Here is a 20030-nt window from a genome sequence, read left to right on the forward strand (position 1 = left end):
GAATGGAAATGGTGAATTGGGTGTCTTTAGCCATGATTCCGATTATTATCGCCGGTATATTGATATACGGCACGATCAAAAAAGTGCCGACGTATGAATCATTCGTTGAAGGCGGAAAAGAAGGAATTGAGATTGCGTTTTCCATCATTCCGTATTTGGTCGGGATGCTGGTGGCGATTACCGTATTCCGGGCCTCGGGCGCGCTGGATTTTGTCATGGGGCTGTGCAAGCCTTTCTTTACAGCGCTCGGCATTCCCGCAGAAGTCGTGCCGCTTGCTCTGATCCGCCCGATTTCGGGGACGGCGGCGCTCGGCATGACGACAGATCTGATCGCCGTGTACGGGCCTGATTCATTTATCGGCAGGCTGGCCTCGGTCATGCAGGGATCGACTGACACGACGCTGTATGTCCTGACGGTGTATTTCGGGGCGGTCGGCATCAAAAAAATGGGGGATGCTTTAAAGGTTGGTCTTCTTGCTGATTTGATCGGGGTGGTTGCATCAATCATCATAGTTACGTTATTATTTGGAAGCGCCTGAAATCAGGCGCTTTTTATATATCAGAATAACTCTCCTTGAAAAAGCTTGTTTGTTCAAGGGGAAAAAAGTAAGATTATACTTGAGGTGAACGACATGGAAAGACTGCAAAAAGTTATTGCTCATGCCGGCGTGGCATCACGCAGAAAGGCGGAAGAGCTGATAAAAGAAGGAAAAGTAAAGGTGAATGGAAAAGTAATAACAGAGCTCGGCGTAAAAGTGACCGGTTCTGATCAGATTGAAGTAAACGGATTAAAGGTGGAGCGGGAAGAACCCGTGTACTTTCTGCTTTATAAACCGAGAGGAGTGATCTCAGCAGCTGATGACGACAAAGGGCGGAAAGTGGTGACCGACTTTTTCAAAGAAGTGCCGCAGCGCATTTATCCGATCGGCAGGCTTGATTATGATACGAGCGGACTTTTATTGCTGACAAATGACGGCGAGTTTGCCAACAAACTCATGCATCCGAAATACGAAATTGATAAGACGTACGTCGCTAAAGTGAAGGGGATTCCTTCCAAGGAACTTCTGAGAAAGCTTGAGCGCGGCATTCAGCTTGAAGAAGGCAAGACGGCGCCGGCCAGAGCGAAAATGCTTTCCCTGGACAAAAGAAAGCAGACGAGCATCATTCAGCTGACGATTCATGAAGGCCGGAACAGACAGGTCCGCCGCATGTTCGAGGCGATCGGTCATGACGTGCTGAAACTAAAACGTGAAGAATACGCATTTTTAGATTTAAGAGGCCTGCGCACAGGAGACGCAAGAGAATTGTCGCCGCATGAGGTGAAAAGGCTGCGGGCTTTAGCTGAACACGGTAAAAACGCTTTCTAATTTTCACATAACCTTCAAAAATTACAAAACGTGTTGATGATATAATTGAATGGATTTGCAGGCAGGGGAGGGGAGCAGTGTACAATGAACAAAAAACGGCGGCGTTTATTCATTCGGACCGGCATCCTTCTCATCTTACTCTGCGCGCTCGGATATACCATCTATAATGCCGTATACACAAACGGTGAGCGTATATCTGAGGGGTCCAAAGCCCCGAATTTCGCGCTGAAAGATACAGAGGGCAGACTCATAGAACTGAGTCAGTTAAAAGGAAAAGGTGTTTTTCTGAATTTCTGGGGAACGTGGTGTGAGCCGTGCAAGCAGGAATTTCCCTACATGGAGAATCAATACAAGCATTTTAAAGACCTCGGTGTCGAGGTGGTTGCGGTAAATGTCGGCGAATCAAAAATTGCAGTACATAATTTTATGAAAACATACGGCGTCAATTTCCCGGTTGCGCTCGATACTGACCGGCAAGTGCTGGACGCGTACGGCGTATCACCTATTCCGACGACATTTTTGATCAATCCCGACGGAAAAGTCGTGAAAGTGGTGACCGGCACGATGACAGAACGCATGGTTCATGACTATATGAATTTAATTAAGCCGGAGGCGTCTTCATGAAAAAGGTCAAATGTGAATGCGGGCACGTGAATCCAGCCGGGACGGTTTTGTGCGAGTCGTGCGGGAAGCCGCTTGATGATCAAAAATCGCCGCTTGCCGATATGCGGTACGACGGCAGCGCAAGGCGTTCGCAAACATATAATAAAACAATCGTAGATAAGGTATGGAACTTCTTTTCTTCCGTAAAAGTCGGAATATGGCTGATCGTCATTACTCTGGCGGCGTCTGCTTTCGGCACGGTTTTTCCGCAGGAAGCTTATCTGCCGCCGGGCGCCCAGCCGGATACATATTATGAACAGCAGTACGGCATAATCGGCCAAATGTATTATCTGTTGGGATTTCATCACCTGTACGGCTCATGGTGGTATATGCTCCTGATCGCATCTATTGGCATATCACTGGTCATCTGCAGCCTGGATCGGGTGATTCCTTTGTACAGGGCGCTGAAAAATCAAGGAGTTCGGCGGAATCCGGTCTTTTTGAAGAGGCAGCGTCTATACAGCCGGACAGAAACCGAGCTGAGCGGGGATGCGGCTGATAGCCTCAGAACACGATTGAAAAAAAAGCATTATAGAGTGCGAGAACAAGAGGGCAGCATTCTGGCGGAAAAAGGCCGTTTTTCAAGGTGGGGGCCCTACGTCAATCATATCGGCCTGATCATTTTTCTGATCGGAGCCATGCTGAGATTTGTACCCGGTATGTATGTCGATGAAACGCTCTGGGTCCGTGAAGGCGAAACCGCCCAGATCCCAGGTACTGACGGCAAATATTACTTAAAAAACAACCGGTTCACGATGCAGACATATAACAAAGACACTGAGAAAAAAGTATTCGCCGACGCCATTGACAGAGCCGGAAACGGCAAAGTCGCCAAATCCTTCACAACGGACGCGGTTTTGTATAAGAGGGAAGGCGACATTGTATTCGGTGAAAAGCCGAAGCTTAAAAGAGTCAAAGAAAACAATATCCGCGTCAATGAACCGCTGCGCTTTGACTCCTATTCTGTGTATCAGGTGGACTATAAAGAAAACCAGCTCGATCAGATGGTATTTCACCTGATCGACCAAAAAACAAAACAGTCATTCGGCAAACTGAAGATCAATCTTCTCGATCCCGACACGGACTATGATCTTGGTAACGGTTACAAAGTGCAGATCGCCAGTTATCTTCCTGATTTTTATTTTAACAAGGACGGAGAACCGAGCACGAAAACGAAGGTTCCTAACAATCCGGCTTTTGTCTTTAAAATCACGGCTCCTGACAAGCCGAAAGGGGAGAAAAGTTTTGTTGCGATTCAGCAGACTGTTGAAGGTTCCGAAAGTAACAAGTACAAATTAAAATTCGACCATGTGGAAACGAAAAACATTACAGGACTCACCGTCAGAAAAGACTTAACCTTATGGGTGCTTGCCGTCGGCGGCGCGATCTTTATGATCGGCGTCATTCAAGGAATGTACTGGCAGCACAGAAGGATCTGGATCAAAACAGGTGATCATGAAGTGCTTGTGGCGGGACATACGAACAAAAACTGGTTCGGTCTGAAAAAGGATATCGAATTTGTTCTTAGCGGGACCGGGATTCAAGAGCCGGCCGATCAAAAAGAATTGGCCAAAAATCAGGCCTAGTGAAAAAGGAGTGGTGTCATGGCGGAGCTGAGCGCAAATTTTCTTTATGCTGCCTTTTTGATTTATTTAATTGCCGTCCCGGTTTTCGGCGGCGCCATCCGGGGAACAAAAGGTGCTAAGGACGGTAAGGGCCGCTGGTCGGCTATCGGAATCACGTTAACCATTTTCGGATTTCTTTGTCATCTCGGCTACTTCATTGCGAGATGGTCGGCAAGCGGACATGCGCCTGTCAGCAATATGTTTGAATTTACGACGTCATTCGGCATGATGCTTGTTCTCGCTTTTATTATTATTTACTTTATTTACAGACTGCCTTCATTAGGCATGTTCACATTGTCTATCGCGCTTTTGCTTATCGCATATGCAAGCATGTTTCCGACAGACATCACGCCGCTTATTCCGTCACTGCAGAGCAATTGGCTGTACATTCACGTCACGACGGCGGCGCTCGGGCAGGCGATTCTTGCGATCAGTTTTGTAGCCGGCGTCATTTTCCTGTTAAAGCATGTCGACCAATCCAGACCGGGCAAAAAAACGTTCTGGCTTGAAGTCATCATGTTTATACTCGTGACGACCGTGGCATTTATCGCCGTCACGTCGGCATTCCGGCTGGCGGACTACAAAGCTGAATTTAATTGGGTGGATAAAAAAGAAGCCAAAAGCGTCATGATATATGATATGCCTGCGCTTGTCGGCCCGCATGAGGGAGAACTGCTTACGGAAGGCGCAATGAAGCCGCTTATTGAGCTTCCAGCCATTTTTTCAGGCAGAAAGGTCAATACGGTGATCTGGTCGTTTGGCGCAGGTCTCGTTTTATACGGTGCGCTCAGGCTGATATTCAGAAAGAGAATCAGCGCTCTTATCAGCCCGCTCGTCAAAAATGTGAATCTGGACTTGGTCGATGAAGTCGGCTACCGCGCTGTTTCCATCGGTTTTCCGGTATTCACACTCGGCGCGCTTGTGTTTGCGATGATTTGGGCGCAGCTTGCATGGACGCGTTTTTGGGGCTGGGACCCGAAGGAAGTATGGGCGCTGATCACCTTTTTATTTTACGCAGCGTATTTGCACTTGCGGCTGTCAAGAGGCTGGCATGGCGAAAAGTCCGCGTGGCTTGCCGTCATCGGCTTCGCCATTATTATGTTTAACTTAATTTTTGTGAATCTCGTGCTTGCCGGACTTCATTCGTACGCATAGATGCAAAAAGCCGATACAGTTCTCAAGCTGCCGCACAGTTTGTTAAAATGAAAGTAACAGAAGGAAAGCAGGGGGAAAACGATGGATCAAACAAATGAAACTAAAATATTAGTAGTAGATGATGAAGCCAGAATTCGACGCCTTTTAAGAATGTACCTTGAACGGGAAAACTATGTGATTGAAGAAGCGGAAAACGGCGACGAGGCCATTAAAATGGGGCTGGCATCAGATTATGATCTGGTGCTCTTGGATTTAATGATGCCGGGAACGGACGGAATCGAAGTATGCCGGCAGCTCAGAGAAAAAAAAGCGACGCCGATTATCATGCTGACGGCAAAAGGGGAAGAAGCCAACCGCGTCCAGGGGTTTGAAGCGGGTACGGACGATTATATCGTCAAGCCTTTCAGCCCGAGAGAAGTGGTGCTTCGGGTAAAGGCGCTTTTAAGAAGGGCTTCCCAAACATCTTATCTGACAGCCAATACCCCGACAAAAAATGTGCTCGTCTTTTCGCATCTATCCATTGATCACGATGCTCACAGGGTGACTGCGGACGGCACGGAGGTGAGCCTGACGCCGAAGGAATATGAACTGCTGTACTTCCTGGCGAAAACACCGGACAAAGTGTACGACAGGGAAAAGCTTTTAAAAGAAGTGTGGCAGTATGAATTTTTCGGAGACCTCAGAACGGTGGACACCCATGTCAAACGGCTCCGTGAAAAATTAAATAAAGTGTCCCCGGGAGCGGCGAAAAAAATCGTCACCGTATGGGGAGTCGGATACAAATTTGAGGTAGGCGCTGAATGAAGTTTTGGAAAAGCGTAGTAGGAAAGCTTTGGTTTACCATTCTTTCACTCGTGTTAATTGTTTTATTTATTTTAACGGTGCTGCTTCTGGAATTTATAGAAAATTACCACGTTGAAGAAGCGGAAAAAGATTTAACGCAGCTTGCCGACAAAATTGCGGTCATAATAGAAAATCATGAAGACCAGCCGCTTGCCAGATCCATCACGTGGGAACTGGCGGACAATTTAACGAGCATCGCGATCATTCAGGATGATAAGCATGTCTGGTATTCGCCCAATGACGATAATCATTTATCCTCTATTACATTAGAGCAGATCAAACATGACCGGGATCTGCACAAGGCGCTGACAGACCGCAAAAAAGTAAGCAAACGCGCGGTCCCCAACAATGCCGGTTCGGATAACGAACGGCTGATCGTCGGAGTGCCGTATGAAAAAGACGGCAAAAAAGGCATGGTCTTTTTATCCCAATCGCTGCTTGCCGTCAAAGATACGACGAAACATACGACACGCTATATTTTTCTTGCGGCGGGCATTGCCATCGTCTTGACAACGTTTTTCGCGTTCTTTTTATCCAGCAGGGTGACATATCCCCTTCGGAAAATGCGGGAAGGCGCCCAAGACTTGGCGAAAGGAAAGTTTGATACAAAAATTCCGATTCTGACCCAAGATGAAATCGGGGAACTGGCCATTGCCTTTAATCAGATGGGACGGCAGCTCAATTTCCATATTAACGCGCTGAATCAGGAAAAAGAACAGCTGTCCAATATTTTAAGCAGTATGGCAGACGGGGTCATCACCATTAATATCGACGGCACCATTTTGGTGACCAACCCGCCGGCCGAACGTTTTCTGCAGGCATGGTATTATGAGCAGAACATGAACATTAAAGAAGGAGACAACCTTCCCCCTGAAGCAAAAGAGCTATTTCAAAATGCAGTGAACACGGAAAAAGAGCAAATGATTGAAATGACGCTTCAAGGAAGGTCATGGGTTTTATTGATGTCGCCTCTTTATGCGGAATCACACGTCCGCGGCGCCGTGGCCGTGCTCCGTGATATGACCGAAGAGCGCAGGCTGGATAAATTGCGTGAAGACTTCATTGCCAATGTCAGTCATGAGCTCAGAACCCCGATTTCTATGCTGCAGGGATACAGCGAAGCAATAGTGGACGACATTGCAAGCACCGAAGAGGAGAAAAAAGAAATCGCGCAGATCATTTATGATGAATCTCTTCGCATGGGCCGGCTCGTCAATGATTTGCTGGATTTGGCCAGAATGGAATCCGGACATACGGGCCTGCACTATGAAACGGTAAACCTGCATGAATTTCTGGAGAAGATCTCCCGCAAATTTTCCGGGGTAGCGAAGGAAAAAGGCGTTTCGCTCACAGAGGACATCTCAGTGTCTCAGCCGGAGTGTGTCTTTGATGAAGACAAAATGGAACAGGTGTTTACCAACCTTATAGATAATGCGCTGCGCCATACGGAGTCAGGCGGAAGCGTTCATATCGCGGCTCAGACCGTAAAAGACGGACTGAAGATCGATATCAAAGATTCCGGCTCTGGAATACCGGAAGAGGACCTGCCTTTTATTTTTGAACGTTTTTATAAAGCGGACAAAGCAAGAACAAGAGGCAGGGCGGGAACCGGACTCGGGCTCGCCATCGTAAAAAATATCGTGGAAGCCCACGGCGGCTCAATTGCGGTTCACAGCAGCATCGACAAAGGGACGACGTTTACATTTTATATTCCGACAAAAGTGCAGGATGACGTCTGAAATTGACGAACAATCTTGTTCCATACGAAACACCCGCATGTTCTGCGGGTGTTTTTTATTTGTTTCTCCTTTAAAAATTTAAGAATATGTTAATATAAATTCCCTTCCAAATTCCAGTTTCTCGTAATATAGTTGTAATGTAACTTTTCAACGCATTTTTACGACAAAAAAGTGAACGGAGGGGTTTCCCATGGAAGAAACCTTTCAGATATTATATGATGCATACCATCAAGATTTATATCAATTTTTATTTTATATGGTAAAAGATAAGTCGCAGGCTGAAGATTTGACGCAGGAAGTGTATATCCGCGTCTTGAATTCCTATCATACATTTGAAGGAAGAAGCAGTGAAAAAACATGGCTGTTGTCCATCGCACGCCATGTGGCGATTGACTGGTTCCGCAAGCAGCAGACGATCAGACAGCGTATTATGGGTACGTTTGATTGGGATACACAAGATGTCAGAGATCAGCATTTGCTTCCGGACGAACTCGCCGTACAGCATGAAAACGTCCGGGAAATTTATACCGCGCTTGATCATTGCACTATTGATCAAAGAGCTGTTATTATCTTGAGATTTATTCAGGGATATTCCATTCAGGAAACAGCCGCCGCTCTCCGCTTCTCGGAAAGCAAAGTCAAAACGACCCAACACAGAGGGCTCAAAATACTTCGGAAACAGATGGAGCTTTTGAGGGAGGAGCTAATGGATGATGAAGTCATATTGGAACGAAGAAAGAGTAGAGGAGTTGTTAAGACAACTTCCGGCGGTTAGAGATCATCGTTCACCCGAGGCCATTTACCGGAATATTGAAACGGGTAAACCGTACAGGAAAAAACCGGCCCGAAGCTGGATCGGCCCCGCCGCAGCCGGCGTCTGCGCATTGTGCATCGCTCTGATTATATCTCCTCACCTGATGACAAACAAATCTTCCGGTGATCTTACCGCTGACAGCCGCCAGACAGAAAAAGCCAGTCAGTCAGCTTCTGTCAAGCCGCCGGATCAGAAGACGTTCGTCGTCTCAAACCAAAACAAAAACAATTACATTACTTTGGCATTTGCCGATTCAGAAACATCCGCCGTCATTCCGGTCAGTTTTGAAAAAAAGAAGCCGGATGAATCGGTTTCAGAGGCTTTATCCGAAGCGGAAGACCTAGAAGTGCCCGAATCCTTCCTGTCTGTGCCGAACCTTTTGGACGGTGTGCAGGTAACGGCGGATAAGAAGGATTTGCTTGTGCAGGTAAACGGACGGCTCTCTATCGAATCAGTTGCCGATGCTGACTTATTGAAAAAGATGCTGAAAGAGACTTTGACATGGAGCCCTTACGAGCGGATTAAATTGAAAAAGGTTCAAAACGGAGCCGGACAGGATTTTTATAAATCTTACGGCATTTCCGCTGAGATGTCTGTACATAAACAGACAAACCGGGCGTATTTTTCTTACAGCGACAGTCTGGGACAAGAGTATCTCATCCCGTCTGAACAAACCTATTATTCAGTATATCAGGCTATTGACGGGATGAAGACAACAGATGAAGGCTCACAGACTGCGAGCATTATAGAAGCAGATGCGATTGCATCGGTATCGGAAAGGGAAGACGGCGAGCAGCTGCGGATTCAATTGTCCGAAAAACATAAGGTTGAAGATTCGCTGGAAGGGATTTTAATGATCGAAGGGCTTCTGTTAACTGCGAAGGAATTCGGTTATTCTGAGGTGCTGTTCACACATGCGCATACAAAGAAAATCGGTAATTATGATGTGACAAAACCTATCGCTGTGCCTGCCGCGCCTAATCCGCTTCCAAGCCATTAAACGTAAAAAAACCCAAAACATATGAATGTTTTGGGTTTTTTGTTGGTTACGGAAGGTCAATCAGTTTAACGGAAACAATATCCTGAATTGAAGTCAGCTCATTGACGACTTTATCATCTAAATGTTTATCAAAAGAAAGCATCATAATGGCTTCTCCGCCTTTTTCTTTACGGCCTACCTGCATGGTAGCGATATTGATATCGTTATCGCCGAGGATGCGTCCTACGCGTCCGATTACACCGGTCGTATCCTGGTGCTGGATATAAACGAGGTGGCCGGCAGGATTTAAGTCAATATTAAAGCCGTTCAGTTCAACGATTCGTTCACCGAAGTGAGGGATATACGTAGCCGTTAACGTAAATGTGCTCCGGTCTCCGGTTACTTTTACGCTGATGCAGTTATCATATCCTGATTCATTGGAGGAAATCTTCTCGCTGAAGCTGATTCCGCGTTCTTTTGCTACACCGCCGGCGTTCACTTCATTGACCGTTGAGTCTACACGCGGTTTTAAGAAACCGGACAGCAGGCTTTTTGTAATAAATGAGGTTTCAAGTTTGGCGATGGTGCCTTCATATTGAATCGCAACATCTTTGACGGGTTCCTTCATACATTGTGACACGAGACTTCCGATTTTATCGGCAATTTGGTGATAAGGCTGGATTTTTTTGAATTCATCTTTCGTCATCGCAGGCAGGTTGATCGCTGACATGACAGGCAGACCTTTTGCAAACTGCAGCACTTCTTCAGAAACCTGTGCAGCGACATTCAGCTGTGCTTCTTTCGTTGAAGCGCCTAAGTGAGGTGTGGCGATCACCAGCGGATGGTCGGGAAGCTTTGATTCAACTGGCGGTTCCACTTCAAACACGTCAAGGGCAGCGCCTGCGACATGGCCGCTTTCCAGCGCTTCCAAAAGCGCCGCTTCATCAATAATGCCGCCTCTTGCGCAGTTGATAAGACGGACGCCTTTTTTCGTTTTGGCAATGGTTTCTCTGTTAAGCAGTCCTTTTGTTTCCTTTGTTAAAGGCGTGTGGACGGTAATGATATCCGCGCTTTCAAGCACTTCTTCGAATGTCCGGCTGTTTACGCCGATTTTACCGGCTCTCTCTTCGGTTAAGAAAGGATCGAATACATGAACCGTCATACCGAACGCTCTGGCGCGCTGGGCAATCTCGCTTCCGATCCGGCCCAGACCGACAATGCCTAAAGTCTTTCCGTAGAGCTCCGCCCCGACAAAAGCCGTCCGGTTCCATTCTCTTGATTTTACTGAGATATTGGCTTGCGGAATGTGTCTCATTAATGAAGAAATCATCGCGAATGTATGCTCTGCCGTTGAAATGGTGTTTCCATTCGGCGCGTTTATCACGATAACCCCATGTTTTGTAGCCTCATCAATGTCGATGTTGTCTACGCCGACACCGGCTCTGCCGACGATTTTTAAAGAGGTCATTTTTTTAAACAATTCTTCGGTTACTTTCGTGGCACTGCGGACTAACAGGGCATCAAAGGTATGTAATTCATCTTCTGCATCCGCGACGTTTTTTTGAACAATTTCTATAAAGTCTGATTCCATCAGCGGCTTTAAGCCGTCATTGCTCATCTTATCTGAGACCAAAACTCGAAACATTGTTAGATTTCCTCCTAGTTTAGCTGACTAAATATCTGATAATTTATCATATTCTCAATAGAGTGTCAATGTGTATTGACGCAGTAAAGGAGAAAAGGAAACCGCTGAATCAGCTTAAATTGGGCTTCCCCAATATTTTATTTAAATTTGAGCAGTTCTCTATACAATTGCAATTTGATCATATATAATGTGAATAAATTCATAAGATCAATCTTCGGGGCAGGGTGAAATTCCCTACCGGCGGTGATGAGCATCATGCTCTAAGCCCGCGAGCTGCTTCGGCGGCAGGATCCGGTGAGATTCCGGAGCCGACAGTATAGTCTGGATGGGAGAAGATGGAGGTTCAGCAGACGTTTTGATGCTTATATCAAACGTTTCTTTGCCAAGCCTTAGTAAGCTCCCGCTTTTTAACAAAAGCGGGTTTTTTATTGGGGCGCAAAAGAACCTTTCCTCTTTTCGAGAGATTTGATCGAAAAGGAGAGAGCATTGTGAAAGTAAAAAAATTAGTTGTCATCAGTATGCTTAGCAGTATTGCTTTTGTGCTTATGCTGTTAAATTTCCCGTTTCCGGGGCTGCCGGATTACTTGAAAATTGATTTCAGTGACGTTCCTGCAATTATCGCCATTTTGGTTTACGGGCCTGCGGCGGGGGTTGCGGTTGAAGCGATTAAAAATATTCTGCAGTATATCATTCAAGGAAGCATGGCCGGCGTGCCTGTCGGGCAGGCAGCCAATTTTATCGCGGGAACGCTGTTTATTCTGCCGACGGCGTTTATGTTTAAAAAGCTCAATTCGGCAAAAGGGCTTGCAGTGAGCCTGCTGGCCGGAACCGCGGCGATGACCGTGCTGATGAGTATTTTGAACTATATTCTTATCCTGCCCGCGTATACTTGGTTTTTACATTCACCGGCACTGTCAAACAGCCAGTTAAAAACGGCGGTTGTCGCAGGAATTCTGCCGTTTAACATTGTAAAAGGCGTTATCATCACCATTGTCTTTACGTTCATCTTTACGAAGCTGAAACCTTGGATTGAACAAAAACGCAGCATCCAGACACAATAACCACTCCAAAGCGCCCGCTCTGTAAAACACAGACCGGGCGCTTTTTTGATTGTTTGATCACGCAAAAAAAATAAGACTCCGGCCGATAACAGCCGGAGTCTTATTCAGGACGAAAAAGCTCCTCTCACGGGGAGGGCTTTTTTATTCGTATTTCAGCGGGTCGCCTTCGAACGGTTCATCCGCAACTTTGATTGAATCAGTAGGGCATCCTTCAAATGCGTCAATCATATCTTCTTCCAGAACTTCCGGAACTTCGACGACGCCTTTATTTTCGTCAAGCGTAACGAACGCAATGCCTTCATCATCATAATCATAAATGTCTGGTGCCGCAGCTCCGCAGGCGCCGCATGCAATACACGTATCTTTATCTACAATTGTGTACTTTGCCATGAATAAAACCTCCCAGATTGTTCGTGTTGGAACAAATGGTTTACCTTATATATTTTTAAATATAACACCTATTCCTCTTACTTATTGTAATGATGTTAGTGTCAAATTTCAACAGAAAAATGATTGAGAATGCTTATCACATAAGGGATTCTCTTTAGCACTTCCCCCTAAAAGATGACTTTAAACGTCAAATTTATATGAAAATCTGTTAAAATAAAAAGAACCAAAAAACGAAACTTGTCACAGAAGAAATGTAGGTGTGTTTAGATTGGCGATAAACTACTTTGATACCGTGGTTCTCGACTGTCTGGACAAAATAGACGGCGAACGGACTCCGAGTGCTGTGTTTCATTTATTAAAAGGAAAAAAGTCGTCTCAAACCATTCAGGATGCCGGCTTATTTCAGATCGCTAAATATTTCGGCATGGCTTCACATTGTGAACGCGGCGATATTGCGGCTTCTTTGCATAAACTCACCGAGAACTCATACATTACAGCCGGAAAAGAAGAGGGAACGTGGAAAGTGACTGCGCGCGGCGTTCAAAAGCTTGAACGGGCGTTTGCCGAGCGGCCTTGGCCGAAGCACTGCCACGGCGCGAATTATCAAACGCCTGCTGTCACCCTGTGGAGGCGGCTTTCCCTGCTCATTCAAGTCCTGTCAAACAAAGAGCATCAATGCAGTCAATATATCCCGGTTACAAACGATGTGCAGACGCTGAGATGGGTCAAACGGTTCATGCGGAAAAACATAGACGCTAAAGAGCTCTCCGTCCAAATGCATGAGACGCTGTTTCACCTTCTGCAAGGCGTAAGTGAACGGCAGGCGCTTATTTTTGTCTATTCTTTAACTTCATTCAACAGAATCGGCAAAACGAATAAGCAGCTTGCTCTCCAGCTGAACGAAGATGAATGGTATGTGTCCGTCCAGTTTTGGGGAGCGGTACATTATGTTATTCAATCGCTTCCGCAATGTGCATATCCCGCTCTGCGCGAGCTGTTGTCCGATCTGCAGGCGGAAAGCGCGCTGACACAGTCTGCCAGAAAAACCTTTGAGCTGTTGGAAAAAGGGTTTCCGATTGAACGGATCGCCGCGGTCAGAAATTTAAAAACCGCCACAATCGAAGATCATATCGTAGAAATATCATTGCATCAGCCTGCATTTTTTACAGAACAGTATCTTTCTGAAGAGGAACAGCGTATGATAACGGCATTTGCAAAACAGCATCAAACGAATAAAATTAAACGGATTCGCGAAGGAATGCAGATGCGCTTCAGCTATTTTCAGATCAGGCTGGCGCTGGCAAAGACGGTGAATCAGCATGACTGAGCTGCATAAAGCTTTATCCAGGTATTTTGGTTTGCATTCCTTTAAAAAAGGGCAGGAAGAGATTATGACTAGCGTGCTCCAAAAAAAAGATACGATCGCCATGCTTCCGACCGGCGGGGGAAAATCATTATGCTATCAGCTCCCGGGTTACATGATGGACGGGCTGGTGCTGATTATTTCACCGCTTCTATCATTAATGGAAGATCAGGTGCAGCAGCTGAAAGCGAAAGGAGAAAAGCGGGTTGCTGCATTAAACAGCATGCTGAATTCCGCAGAGCGGCATTTTATCCTCAGCAACATCAGCCGGTATAAATTTCTCTATATGTCTCCTGAAGCCCTTTCTTCACCTTATGTGCTGAACCGTTTGAAAAATGTCCCGGTCAGTTTATTTGTTATTGATGAGGCTCATTGCATATCAGAATGGGGACATGATTTCAGGCCTGATTACTCGAAGCTCGGGCCTTTCAGGCAGGCACTCGGAAAGCCGCCTGTATTGGCGCTGACCGCAACAGCGACAAAAGAAACGCTCAGAGACGTGACGGATGTGCTCGGACTTGAGCATGCGGTGCGTCATCTTTATTCAGTCAACCGGCCGAACATTCTCCTGGCGGCAGAACATTTGGCTGATAATACCGAAAAAATAAGCAGGCTCACGGAGCTTGCCGAAAAGCTTGAAGGCCCGGGTATCATATATTGTCCGACCAGAAAATGGGCGGAAGAGCTTGCGGCTGAGCTGAACGAAAAAACGGGAAAGCGGACGGATTATTATCACGGCGGAATGGATACAGGCGACAGGATTTTAATCCAGCAGCAATTTATCCATAACCAGCTTGATTGCATTTGCTGCACCAATGCGTTCGGCATGGGTGTGGATAAGTCAGATATCCGCTTTGTCATTCACTTTTATCCTCCCCAAACGGCCGAGGCCTTTATGCAGGAAATCGGCAGAGCGGGACGCGACGGCAGCCCGAGTGTCAGTATTTTGCTGAGGGCGCCCGGCGATACCGAGCTTCAGCAGCAGATTATTCAGACAGAAAGCCTGTCTGATTATGACCTGGAAGGCATTCTGGCCGTCATACGGGATGCCGGTACGGGTGATGAACGAAAGCTTCGGGACGTTCTGATCAATAAGGGAGTCCAGGAAACACAGGCGCGAACGGCCGTCCATCTGTTTCTGCAAGGAAAAACCACAAAAGACCAGCTGCGGGAAGAACTGACATACCGTGTGGAAAAGAAGCTGCGTAAAATGAATCGTTTTTCGGCGTTATTAGAGCGGAAAGAATGTATAAGAGAAGCGCTGCTGTCTTATTTTGATGAACCGTATGAGCCTGATGGTCAAACCGGACAATGCTGCAGCAGCTGCGGACTTGATCTGGCTCCGTACGAGCAAAAAGGAGAACGTAAAAATATGGAACGGTTAGAAGATTGGAAGCTGGAATTAGGCCGGATTTTCGGATCAGAGTCTGCGGGTGAGTTCAGCTGAGACGGCAAAGCGAATTGATCCGGCAGCTCTCAGACCGGGAGATTGTGATGCAGCTGTACGCCACCCAATTGCTCATATTGGCGGTTTCAGCTGTTATCGGCTTTTTCTTTTTTACCGACATTCACGATTTTTTAAAGCTGTGGCATATACGTGACGATAATATCATATGGTACGGTGTAACTCTTGCCGTCCTTGTCATTTTTGCCGATCTGGCGGTGATGAAATGGTGTCCTTCGCATTTATATGATGACGGCGGCATTAATGTATTGCTTTTTAAGAACAGGCCGGTTCTGCACATTTTGTTTTTGACGCTTCTCATTTCGTTCAGCGAAGAGATTTTGTTCAGAGGCGTTCTGCAGACACATATCGGCTTATGGGCCGCCAGCTTCATTTTTACCGTGCTTCATTTCAGATACTTGGCGAAGTGGCTTCTGTTTATGATGGTTGCGGGCATCAGTCTTTTGCTGGGGCTTATCTATGAATGGACCGGCAATTTATTCGTTCCGGTTACAGCGCATTTTATTATTGATGCGGTATTTGCCTGTCAGATCCGTTTTCAATATGTTAGGAGGGGTTTGCATGACGGAAATGTCAAGAGTTGAAAGAAGAAAAGCTCAGCTGCGTGCCGAGCAGCAGGTTGCCGCGGCCGCGGATGAACAAATTGAATATCTTGAAGACAGCCTCCCGACAAGACAATCTGTAAAAGAGGAGCGTAAAAAAAAGGAAGAGCAGGTGAAGGAAAAAACCAAAACAAAAACGCCGCTGTTCACTTTTCTGACCGTCCTGTTCATTATCGTAACAATCGGTGTCTTTTTCGGTCTTCTTTATATGACGAACAGCAGCAGATTTGACCCGAAGGACTATGAAGATGTCTTCATAGACCACAGTGAAAGCGCGCCTGCCGTTATTCCGAAAGGCGCTCAGAAAGAAACGTCAGAAACCGCTCTTTTAGAACAACCGAAAAAAAAGTCTGACGACAAAGATAAGAAAGAAGCGGCTGCACCTGAAAAAACGAAAGAAAAACCAATTGAAAAACCAAGTGAAAAAACACCTGAAAAAACGGAAACGCCCTCAGAAAAACAAGTAAAGCCGACAGACACCGATTACGCGGAGACAAAACAGCAGTCTCCGCCGGCTGTCCGTGAAAAAGCGGCTCCGGCTGAGGCGAGTGATCAAGCCGGGACTGTCCCAAAAAAAGTGCGGACCGTACAGCATACTGTACAGCCGAAAGAAACGCTTTACCGCATTTCAATGAAATATTATAAAAGCCGGGCGGGCGAAGAAAAAATCCGCAGCTACAACGGATTAAACGGAAACGACGTGTACACCGGCCAGGTTCTGAACATTCCGCTGTCTGATTAAAATAAATGCATGTTTTCACCGCGTTTTTCATATAGTGTACCAATGAAAACGGACAAGGTGTGAAGCGCATGGATTCTTTATGGAAGCAATTAGACCGATTTGCTGACGGACCGACGAAACAAATGCTTCAGGCGCTGGTGAAACGGAAATTAAAATACGAAAATTATGCCGCACAATGCCGAAGATGGCAGTGGGCGTCCCTCGTTTGTTTTTCCCTGATGTGCATACTGCTGATGTTTAAAAGCTTTAATGCCCCCCAAGCCTCTCCGCAGCTGATTCTGCAGGAAATATTAGGCCATACGGTTTACTTGTGCTGGATTATGGCTTCCGCTTTTGCGTATTGCACTTCTTATTATTTCAAAAAAAAGGAAGAAAAAGCTGAGGGTGAATTTCATAAACTGAGGTGTGAAATTATCCAAAAAAGCACGGATTTATGGCCCCAGCCTGAAAAATGGAGGGCGAGAGAATCTGTTTTTCACTTGATGAAACATCGGTATGATATCAATCTTTATTTTGAAAGCAAATAAAATGAGGCGTTTTCCGGAAAGGATAGAAACGTCTTTTTTTGTTTGTCCGTCTAATATAAGACAATGACAGAATGGAGAGTGCGTTTATGAAGCTTACAGCGGGAATTCTCGGCTCATTGGCGGGAGCGGCTGCGGTTATGGCGGCCGTTATGTACAAAACGGCAAACGGCAGCCATCTGAAAACACATACATTTACGCTTGATAAAATGAAGGGGATGAAGCCGCTCACCATCTTTTTTATATCTGACGTGCACCGCCGTTTAATTGATGAAAAGCTTCTCCGCGAAGCGGCAGGTTATAAGCCGGATGCCGTTTTGCTCGGCGGTGATTTGGCGGAGGGCGGAGTTCCTTACGCCAGAATTGAAGAAAACATCAAACGTCTGACGGCTCTTGCGCCTGTCATGTATGTGTGGGGAAATAATGATTACGAGGTCAGCCAGCAAAAACTGCTCTCTCTTTTACGGGCATATAAAGTGATCCCGCTGAGAAATGAATCGGTTCAGTTTGCTTATAAAGGGGAAACCGTTACGATCTGCGGCGTGGATGATATCAGGATGATGATGGATGATTACGATGCTGCAATCAGATATACGGATGCTGACAAAGTAAACCTCCTGCTTTGCCATAACCCCGACATCCATGAGCAGATGAGGGAGTCAGACGGGATTGACGCTGTGTTCAGCGGCCATACGCATGGCGGCCAAATCCGTTTCGGCCGGTTCGGGCCGTACGAATTGGGCGGGACGGGAACGGTAAAAAAAGCGCATTACCTGATCAGCAACGGCTACGGGACGACAAAAGTTCCGCTGAGGCTCGGGGCGAAACCGGAGACGCATATGATTACGCTGTGCGGACCGGATGAGCCGTCTTCCTGAAACAAACCCGGCCGCGGTGATAAAAAACGGCATTCTGCTTGTCTTCCCGCTGTACACGGTGTAAACTGATAACAAATTAAGAACCTATGACTCATTTATTCATATACTGTGTTATATGATTTGTGTGCAAGAAGAGGCAGGAGGGAACATTATGCGGCTTGAGCGTCTGAACTATAATAAGATTAAAATCTTTTTAACCCTCGACGATCTGACTGATCGGGGACTGACAAAAGAAGACCTCTGGAAGGACTCGTTTAAAGTCCACCAGTTATTTAAAGATATGATGAATGAAGCAAATACAGAGCTCGGCTTTGAAGCGAATGGTCCGATCGCGGTGGAAGTATATTCTCTTCAGGCACAAGGCATGGTTGTGATTGTAACGAAAAATCATGACGCGGACGCAGAAGATGACGAATATGACGATGATTATATCGAGATGCAGGTCAAACTTGACGAAAGCCCGGATATTATTTATCAGTTCCATTCGTTTGAAGATATCATTCAGCTTGCCGGAAGCCTTCACCGAATCGGGATTACCGGCGGCACCGTCTACCACTATGAGAACCAATACTATGTAAGCCTTGAAGACCTCGGCTCCCGTTCCGCCGAAGGCGTCATCGCGGTGCTGGCTGAATACGGACACCCGGCGACGATTACGATTTACAGGCTCCATGAGTACGGAAAACTCATCATGGACGGCAATGCTGTGGAGACCATCCAGAAACATTTTTCATAAAAAAGATTTGAAACGGCAGCTGTTTTCAGCGGCCGTCTTTTTTTAAGCGAAATAATGGAAAAATCATTGTCTTTCTTCTATGCACGGAGATATTGAAGGTGTATACTAGTCACTGAAAGGGAGCATGAGAGAAACAGAAGATTTTAGGAGGTTAACTCAAATGGCAGCCGATCGATTCACCGGTCATAATGAAGAAGACAAACATGATGTATTAAAATCAACCCAAACCGTAATACATAAAGCTCTGGAAAAATTGGGGTATCCAGAAGAAGTGTATGAACTGCTGAAAGAGCCGCTCAGATTATTAACGGTTAAAATTCCTGTTCGGATGGATGACGGGTCTGTGAAAATATTTACAGGCTATCGTGCGCAGCACAATGATTCCGTAGGTCCGACAAAAGGCGGCATTCGTTTTCACCCGAATGTAACGGAAAAAGAGGTGAAAGCACTTTCCATCTGGATGAGTTTAAAATGCGGAATTATTGATCTTCCTTATGGCGGTGGTAAAGGCGGAATTGTTTGTGATCCGAGAAATATGTCATTCAGAGAGCTTGAAAGGCTGAGCAGGGGATATGTCAGAGCAATCAGTCAGATTGTCGGACCGACTAAAGACGTCCCGGCACCTGACGTATTTACAAACTCACAGATTATGGCTTGGATGATGGATGAATATTCAAGAATTGATGAATTTAACTCACCCGGCTTTATTACGGGAAAACCGCTTGTACTCGGCGGATCCCACGGCAGGGAATCAGCGACGGCAAAAGGCGTTACCATCTGCATAAAAGAAGCGGCCAAGAAAAAAGGTCTCGATATTCAGAACGCGCGCGTCGTCGTACAAGGTTTCGGAAACGCGGGCAGCTATCTGGCCAAGTTTATGCATGACGCCGGCGCGAAAGTTGTCGGAATTTCTGACGCGTACGGAGGCCTTTACGATCCGGACGGTCTTGATATTGATTATCTGCTTGACCGCAGAGACAGCTTCGGAACGGTGACGAAGCTTTTCAATGACACCATTACGAATCAGGAGCTGCTTGAGCTGGACTGTGATATACTTGTCCCGGCGGCGATCGAAAACCAAATTACAGAAGAGAACGCTGACCGCATCAAAGCGAAAATCGTTGTAGAAGCGGCAAACGGACCGACGACACTGGAAGGAACGAAAATCCTGACAGACAAAGGAACGCTGCTGGTTCCCGATGTTCTGGCGAGCGCCGGCGGTGTAACGGTTTCTTATTTCGAATGGGTTCAAAACAACCAAGGCTTCTACTGGAGTGAAGAAGAAGTCGAGGAAAAACTGGAAAATATGATGATAAAATCGTTTAATAATATTTATGAAATGTCCCAAAACCGCCGGATTGACATGAGGCTTGCGGCTTACATGGTCGGCGTGCGGAAAATGGCGGAGGCTTCGCGTTTCAGAGGCTGGATATAAACCA

At 46.3% G+C, this 20030-nt stretch carries 20 protein-coding genes and 1 riboswitch; of the genes, 18 read left to right on the forward strand and 2 right to left on the reverse strand.

The genetic code is table 11. The features are described 5' to 3' along the window. Positions 1 to 2: 2 nt before the first annotated feature. The 9 genes from D5S11_RS12065 to D5S11_RS12105 all read left to right on the forward strand — a co-directional run bounded on the left by D5S11_RS12065 (position 3) and on the right by D5S11_RS12105 (position 9206). Positions 3 to 539 carry a spore maturation protein gene (locus D5S11_RS12065; RefSeq protein ID WP_007409431.1) on the forward strand — a complete coding sequence of 179 codons (537 nt, stop codon included), beginning with the start codon at positions 3 to 5 and terminating at the stop codon, positions 537 to 539. 93 nt (positions 540 to 632) lie between these two features. Continuing rightward, the gene (gene rluB / locus D5S11_RS12070; RefSeq protein WP_007612296.1) at positions 633 to 1367 is read left to right on the forward strand and encodes a 23S rRNA pseudouridine(2605) synthase RluB; all 735 of its coding nucleotides are present in this window, start codon (positions 633 to 635) and stop codon (positions 1365 to 1367) included. Positions 1368 to 1451: 84 nt separating this feature from the next. Then, entirely contained in the window at positions 1452 to 1991 is a 540-nt protein-coding gene (gene resA, locus D5S11_RS12075; protein WP_003153391.1) for a thiol-disulfide oxidoreductase ResA, read from the forward strand. After that, on the forward strand, positions 1988 to 3616 hold the full coding sequence (gene resB / locus D5S11_RS12080; RefSeq protein ID WP_007409433.1) for a cytochrome c biogenesis protein ResB: 1629 nt from the start codon (positions 1988 to 1990) through the stop codon (positions 3614 to 3616). The genes resA and resB overlap by 4 nt, the downstream gene beginning before the upstream one ends. An 18-nt stretch (positions 3617 to 3634) precedes the next feature. Then, complete coding sequence (gene ccsB / locus D5S11_RS12085; protein ID WP_007409434.1) at positions 3635 to 4810, forward strand: c-type cytochrome biogenesis protein CcsB; 1176 nt, start codon at positions 3635 to 3637, stop codon at positions 4808 to 4810. An 81-nt stretch (positions 4811 to 4891) separates the two neighbouring features. After that, positions 4892 to 5614, forward strand: a complete 723-nt coding sequence (gene resD / locus D5S11_RS12090; protein ID WP_003153397.1) for a DNA-binding response regulator ResD — start codon at positions 4892 to 4894, stop codon at positions 5612 to 5614. Then, positions 5611 to 7392: an ATP-binding protein gene (locus D5S11_RS12095; RefSeq protein WP_007409435.1), complete on the forward strand. Its 1782-nt coding sequence runs from the start codon at positions 5611 to 5613 to the stop codon at positions 7390 to 7392. Before resD ends, D5S11_RS12095 begins: the two co-directional genes overlap by 4 nt. 190 nt (positions 7393 to 7582) lie before the next feature. Continuing rightward, complete coding sequence (gene sigX, locus D5S11_RS12100) at positions 7583 to 8167, forward strand: RNA polymerase sigma factor SigX (RefSeq protein ID WP_003153399.1); 585 nt, start codon at positions 7583 to 7585, stop codon at positions 8165 to 8167. Beyond that, positions 8103 to 9206, forward strand: coding sequence for a sugar dehydratase (locus D5S11_RS12105; RefSeq protein WP_457758434.1), 1104 nt, complete (start codon positions 8103 to 8105; stop codon positions 9204 to 9206). Before sigX ends, D5S11_RS12105 begins: the two co-directional genes overlap by 65 nt. Positions 9207 to 9252: 46 nt before the next feature. On the opposite strand, the gene serA is transcribed toward D5S11_RS12105, so the two are convergent. Next, on the reverse strand, positions 9253 to 10830 hold the full coding sequence (gene serA, locus D5S11_RS12110) for a phosphoglycerate dehydrogenase (RefSeq protein ID WP_007409437.1): 1578 nt from the start codon (positions 10828 to 10830) through the stop codon (positions 9253 to 9255). Positions 10831 to 11036: 206 nt separating this feature from the next. After that, positions 11037 to 11171, forward strand: a riboswitch (FMN riboswitch). A 147-nt stretch (positions 11172 to 11318) separates the two neighbouring features. On the opposite strand from serA, the gene D5S11_RS12115 reads away from it, so the two are divergent. Beyond that, positions 11319 to 11891, forward strand: a complete 573-nt coding sequence (locus tag D5S11_RS12115; protein WP_012117881.1) for a riboflavin transporter FmnP — start codon at positions 11319 to 11321, stop codon at positions 11889 to 11891. Positions 11892 to 12032: 141 nt separating this feature from the next. Here the strand turns inward: D5S11_RS12115 and D5S11_RS12120 are convergent, their stop codons facing one another. Further along, complete coding sequence (locus tag D5S11_RS12120; RefSeq protein ID WP_003153403.1) at positions 12033 to 12281, reverse strand: ferredoxin; 249 nt, start codon at positions 12279 to 12281, stop codon at positions 12033 to 12035. Between the two features lie 268 nt (positions 12282 to 12549). Here D5S11_RS12120 and D5S11_RS12125 point away from each other — a divergent pair, with 268 nt between their 5' ends. The 8 genes from D5S11_RS12125 to gudB all read left to right on the forward strand — a co-directional run bounded on the left by D5S11_RS12125 (position 12550) and on the right by gudB (position 20026). Continuing rightward, positions 12550 to 13608: a YpbB family protein gene (locus D5S11_RS12125; RefSeq protein ID WP_047935902.1), complete on the forward strand. Its 1059-nt coding sequence runs from the start codon at positions 12550 to 12552 to the stop codon at positions 13606 to 13608. Continuing rightward, the gene (locus D5S11_RS12130; protein WP_108724845.1) at positions 13601 to 15091 is read left to right on the forward strand and encodes a RecQ family ATP-dependent DNA helicase; all 1491 of its coding nucleotides are present in this window, start codon (positions 13601 to 13603) and stop codon (positions 15089 to 15091) included. The genes D5S11_RS12125 and D5S11_RS12130 overlap by 8 nt, the downstream gene beginning before the upstream one ends. A gap of 14 nt (positions 15092 to 15105) precedes the next feature. Then, positions 15106 to 15693 (forward strand): CPBP family intramembrane glutamic endopeptidase, encoded by a 588-nt coding sequence (locus D5S11_RS12135; RefSeq protein WP_007409441.1) that lies wholly within the window; start codon positions 15106 to 15108, stop codon positions 15691 to 15693. Continuing rightward, positions 15671 to 16453, forward strand: a complete 783-nt coding sequence (locus D5S11_RS12140) for a LysM peptidoglycan-binding domain-containing protein (protein WP_032866323.1) — start codon at positions 15671 to 15673, stop codon at positions 16451 to 16453. The genes D5S11_RS12135 and D5S11_RS12140 overlap by 23 nt, the downstream gene beginning before the upstream one ends. A gap of 68 nt (positions 16454 to 16521) precedes the next feature. After that, a complete protein-coding gene (locus D5S11_RS12145) occupies positions 16522 to 16980 on the forward strand; it encodes a YpbF family protein (RefSeq protein WP_007409443.1) in 459 nt (152 codons plus the stop codon). Between the two features lie 86 nt (positions 16981 to 17066). Then, complete coding sequence (locus tag D5S11_RS12150; protein WP_020956008.1) at positions 17067 to 17855, forward strand: metallophosphoesterase; 789 nt, start codon at positions 17067 to 17069, stop codon at positions 17853 to 17855. A 151-nt stretch (positions 17856 to 18006) separates the two neighbouring features. Next, positions 18007 to 18591, forward strand: coding sequence for a genetic competence negative regulator (locus D5S11_RS12155; protein ID WP_003153412.1), 585 nt, complete (start codon positions 18007 to 18009; stop codon positions 18589 to 18591). A 160-nt stretch (positions 18592 to 18751) separates the two neighbouring features. After that, on the forward strand, positions 18752 to 20026 hold the full coding sequence (gene gudB / locus D5S11_RS12160; protein ID WP_003153413.1) for an NAD-specific glutamate dehydrogenase: 1275 nt from the start codon (positions 18752 to 18754) through the stop codon (positions 20024 to 20026). The last annotated feature ends 4 nt before the right edge of the window (positions 20027 to 20030 follow it).

The organism is Bacillus sp. L75 (assembly GCF_003676355.1).
GTDB classification, from domain to species: domain Bacteria; phylum Bacillota; class Bacilli; order Bacillales; family Bacillaceae; genus Bacillus; species Bacillus velezensis.

Coding starts and splice junctions, on each gene's coding strand:
- D5S11_RS12065 (WP_007409431.1), top strand. CDS start 3: ATGGAAATGGTGAATTGGGTGTCTTTAGCCATGATTCCGATTATTATC.
- rluB (WP_007612296.1), top strand. CDS start 633: ATGGAAAGACTGCAAAAAGTTATTGCTCATGCCGGCGTGGCATCACGC.
- resA (WP_003153391.1), top strand. CDS start 1,452: ATGAACAAAAAACGGCGGCGTTTATTCATTCGGACCGGCATCCTTCTC.
- resB (WP_007409433.1), top strand. CDS start 1,988: ATGAAAAAGGTCAAATGTGAATGCGGGCACGTGAATCCAGCCGGGACG.
- ccsB (WP_007409434.1), top strand. CDS start 3,635: ATGGCGGAGCTGAGCGCAAATTTTCTTTATGCTGCCTTTTTGATTTAT.
- resD (WP_003153397.1), top strand. CDS start 4,892: ATGGATCAAACAAATGAAACTAAAATATTAGTAGTAGATGATGAAGCC.
- D5S11_RS12095 (WP_007409435.1), top strand. CDS start 5,611: ATGAAGTTTTGGAAAAGCGTAGTAGGAAAGCTTTGGTTTACCATTCTT.
- sigX (WP_003153399.1), top strand. CDS start 7,583: ATGGAAGAAACCTTTCAGATATTATATGATGCATACCATCAAGATTTA.
- D5S11_RS12105 (WP_457758434.1), top strand. CDS start 8,103: ATGATGAAGTCATATTGGAACGAAGAAAGAGTAGAGGAGTTGTTAAGA.
- serA (WP_007409437.1), bottom strand. CDS start 10,830: ATGTTTCGAGTTTTGGTCTCAGATAAGATGAGCAATGACGGCTTAAAG.
- D5S11_RS12120 (WP_003153403.1), bottom strand. CDS start 12,281: ATGGCAAAGTACACAATTGTAGATAAAGATACGTGTATTGCATGCGGC.
- D5S11_RS12130 (WP_108724845.1), top strand. CDS start 13,601: ATGACTGAGCTGCATAAAGCTTTATCCAGGTATTTTGGTTTGCATTCC.
- D5S11_RS12140 (WP_032866323.1), top strand. CDS start 15,671: ATGACGGAAATGTCAAGAGTTGAAAGAAGAAAAGCTCAGCTGCGTGCC.
- D5S11_RS12145 (WP_007409443.1), top strand. CDS start 16,522: ATGGATTCTTTATGGAAGCAATTAGACCGATTTGCTGACGGACCGACG.
- D5S11_RS12150 (WP_020956008.1), top strand. CDS start 17,067: ATGAAGCTTACAGCGGGAATTCTCGGCTCATTGGCGGGAGCGGCTGCG.
- D5S11_RS12155 (WP_003153412.1), top strand. CDS start 18,007: ATGCGGCTTGAGCGTCTGAACTATAATAAGATTAAAATCTTTTTAACC.
- gudB (WP_003153413.1), top strand. CDS start 18,752: ATGGCAGCCGATCGATTCACCGGTCATAATGAAGAAGACAAACATGAT.